The organism is Paenalicyclobacillus macrosporangiidus (assembly GCF_900116805.1).
GTDB classification, from domain to species: domain Bacteria; phylum Bacillota; class Bacilli; order Alicyclobacillales; family Alicyclobacillaceae; genus Alicyclobacillus_H; species Alicyclobacillus_H macrosporangiidus.
This window is the reverse complement of sequence record NZ_FPBV01000061.1, coordinates 1-3,442: the sequence shown is the minus strand read 5'-3', so window position 1 is coordinate 3,442 and position 3,442 is coordinate 1. Positions and strand designations below refer to the sequence as shown.

Annotated in this window: 4 protein-coding genes; all 4 read right to left on the bottom strand. The window is 61.9% G+C overall.

The genetic code is table 11. The features are described from left to right. On the bottom strand, positions 1-2,192 hold a 2,192-nt coding region (locus BM357_RS18495; protein WP_245784100.1), incomplete at its 3' end, for an ATP-binding protein. A 17-nt stretch (positions 2,193-2,209) separates the two neighbouring features. Continuing rightward, entirely contained in the window at positions 2,210-2,662 is a 453-nt protein-coding gene (locus BM357_RS18490) for a hypothetical protein (RefSeq protein ID WP_074956853.1), read from the bottom strand. Positions 2,663-2,675: 13 nt separating this feature from the next. Continuing rightward, positions 2,676-3,140, bottom strand: a complete 465-nt coding sequence (locus tag BM357_RS18485; RefSeq protein WP_139234808.1) for a hypothetical protein — start codon at positions 3,138-3,140, stop codon at positions 2,676-2,678. A gap of 71 nt (positions 3,141-3,211) precedes the next feature. Then, on the bottom strand, positions 3,212-3,442 hold a 231-nt coding region (locus tag BM357_RS20040), incomplete at its 5' end, for a hypothetical protein (protein WP_074956851.1).

Sequence of the window (3,442 nt, the reverse complement as noted above, 5' to 3'; positions counted from 1 at the left end):
TCACACGACGAGGACTTCCCGCCCACCGTCGTGAACACCGCCGCCACGTTGTCATCCAGCGCCCGCAGGTAGTCCGGTGAAAAGTGCCCCTGCGTCAGTTCCGCCATCACCCTGGCGCTGTCTATGCCAACGCGAAGCGAGATGAAATTGCCCAGCACGTCCTTGATCGCCTTTTTCAGTTCCCCGTCGAACTGCTCTACCGACTGCGTGATCATCCCCAGGCTCAACCCAAACTTCCGAGTCTCTGCGATGATTTTCGCCATCACGCCGGTCTGCACTCGGTGGCACTCGTCCACAAGCAGAAAGTGCGTCAGCGACGTGCTCTCAGGACGGGTCAACGCCACCTGGTAGTACCGCTCGATGAGACCGCCCATCAGCAGGCCCATCAACTCGCCGCCCAGGGCCTTAACATCGAGGATCAGGATGTGCCCCTCGTCCATCCACTCCCGAATGGGCAAGGCGTATTCCGGCTGGCCGAAATAAAGCGCCGTGCTGCTTGAGACAAACGGGCGCAAGCGCCGCTCCACCGGGGCGTAGTAGTCCGGGTTTTTCGCCTGCGCCGGGTAGGTCTGTTCCCAGTAGGACCGAAGCAGCGGCGTCTTGAGTCGGCGCACCACCGGCATCCGCCAGCGTTCGTCTTTGAGCATCGGGATCATCCCAGCGAGAACATGCACCACCTCGTCGTCCTCCTGGAACGCCGCCACGCACTTGTCCACGATCTCGTCGATTCGCGCGCCGCCACCATACGCACGGCTTATCGTCGCCACCAGCGCGTCTGCCGACAGCACCCGCAGAAGATTCATAGCCACCGGATAATCGCGGTTCGAGAAAGAGACGAAGTGCACCTTTTTCCACAGTGGACTGTCTTTTGGCAATGTGGCCTGAAGACGCGACAGGATGATGAGCGCCGTCTCCGAGGCGGGGTCCACCAACGTAAAACCGGGCTTTGGCGCGCCAGGTTTTTGCTGTACCCAATCATCAATCAGTGACTGCAGCATGAAAACCAGCGTCGACGATTTCCCGGCGCCTGTCATGCCGGTCATGAGGAAATGTCGCGTGAACTGCTCATACGGAATCCGCACAAGTCTTGTCGCCTGTGTCGGGTGGCGCAGGTATCCAATCGCGACCCCCGTGTTGAACTCCTCATCGCCCAGGGTGCGGGCGTGCTCCCGAATCACCGGCATCTTTGGCCATTCGTCCGGCGACGGCACATGGACAAGCTGTGCCAACTCCTCGGCCGACATCACAAACGGCCTTAGCCCACGCGACGCGACAAGCTGGTTCTCTGCTGCCACATCCGTCAGCGCCCCAAGCATCCCCTGGAACCACGGCTGGGCGCGCCCTGTGTTCTCGCCTTCAAACTGAATCGTCACCTCAAACAGTTCGTCGAGTTCTTCGTACCGCCGCAATATCCCCTGCACCCGTGCTTTCTGGTGGGGGAGAAGCGACGGTTTGACGGTCTGCGCCCTGCCTTGCCCCGGTTTTAGCACCGGTTTCCCCGTGAACGCCGCGCCCAACTCGGCGAGCGTTTGCCGCCCGACCTCCGCAAAAGCCTCACGGGTGCTCGCCGCTCCTGAATGGATTCTGGCCGCCTCCGGGTCCACCTTGGCATGAGCCTTGCGCACCCGTTCAAACGCTTCGCCGCCGTCCATCGGACTGAACGCGATCTCCACCGCAGTCTTCGGTCCCATCGCCCGCAGCAGCGTCACCAACGGGTCGGATTTGCCGGGGCGGGCAAACGGCAACATGGGGTGTTTCGCGACGACGCGCATTCGCGCCTTGCGGCTCTCAGGGCTCAAAGCCGCATGGCGATTCTCCTCCGCCACTTCGTGCCATTCCAGCGTCGGTGGCAGCGTCCCTCGAACCCCTTGCACCCGGTCGTCCGGCACGATAAACCAGAACCACACCTCACCGCGCGTGTCCTTTTCCACCCGGAAGGTGAACCATACCCGTCCCTTGGTGTACCGTTCGGCCCTCGGCCGCCGGAAATGCGTAAGCCGCGCCAGCCACGCGGCGGTCTCCTGCGCGTTGTACATGTGGTTTGAGCGAGCGATAAGCGCTCGCGGCTCACCCTTCCAACGGTTTCGCTCTGCCACCACCCTGTCCTTGTCTCGCACGGCGCCGTATCCCACGGCACCAGCCAGCCCAACAGCGCCAGCACCGGCCAAAATGTGTTCAAACAGCGGGTCCACGCGTGCCCACCTCCTGCTCATTGGTTCGAACCCGTCACGGAAACCCGCATCGGCACTTGAAACGTCACCGCATACCGGCCCTCGAACAGTACCCGCGACGCCGTGTCGAGCCATGGCACATGAAAAACCCCGGAAGCCGTTACCGTCACTTCATTGTTCTGCACCGTCGTCGTCTCGTTGAGACCCGAGAACATCGACGACAGGTGCAACTGCTGAACGCTTTGCTGCCACTGCGCCTGTGCGGCCGCAACTGGATCACTTTTCTGTCGGATGGTTACGTCAAAATACCCCTGATTCCCCGTGGTGGCGGCAACCTCATGGTGAATGGCGGTCTGCCCCGACCAAGCCGTTGCTTCCGCCGCCGCGCGCAGTTGCCGGTATCCCGCGTGGGCAGCCCCGAACGTCATGAGCATGACCGTCAAAAGCAGCCCAATCGTCACCCACACCAGTCCCTTGTACAGAGCGCTCATTTTACCCCCCTCCTCAGTTCGGCGGCCCCGTGAAATACGTCTCGTTCACGGCCGACGCACTGACGCTCAGTGGAATGGTCACGGGCAGGCTGTTGGGGTGCCCCAGCGCCCGAAACAGATTGGGGAACAGGATAGGTGCATGGTATTGGATGGTAACTTTCGCCTCGGGCTGCGCCGGGCCGTTCACCACTGAGGTCGATGAGACCGTCCACAGCGTCTGGTCATGGTACGTCTGCGGCAAGTTCGCTTCTTGCAAAGTATCGGCCACCGCCTCCTGCACCGTTTGGGTGTCTCCCGTCAACGCGGCCACCCGCGCCCCGTTCTCGGCTGCGGTGACCAACACCTGACGCACGTGAATCAGGGAGGAGAAGATGAGCAATAGCCCTAAAACCACCAGCAACGCGGCCACCGACACAAGACTTGCGTACAGTGTGCCGATCCCCGTTCCGGCACGCCGCAGCCGCATCCACTTGCGCACCGAAAATCCCCCCCTTTGACGCAAAAGGGGCGGGCAAGAACCCTCGCCCGCCCCGCTCCGGGTGTCAGAAATCAGTTGCCAGAACCGCTGCCAAGCGACGGAAGAGAAATGCTGCCGCCACCCGTGTACGACCCCGTGTATCCGCCCACGGTCGTGGTTCCGCTGGTGGAACTCACGGAGTTCATCGCGTTCGCGCCGCTGGTCTGCGCCTTGTTGATGCCAAAGATCATCAGCGCGCCAATCGCGATGATGAACAGCGCCGCAATCACAACGGCGAACATCACGTACGCCAGCTTCGTGAG

Bases quoted from the DNA above. Each gene is read 5' to 3' on its own strand.
- BM357_RS18490 (WP_074956853.1), bottom strand. From the start codon at position 2,662: ATGAGCGCTCTGTACAAGGGACTGGTGTGGGTGACGATTGGGCTGCTT.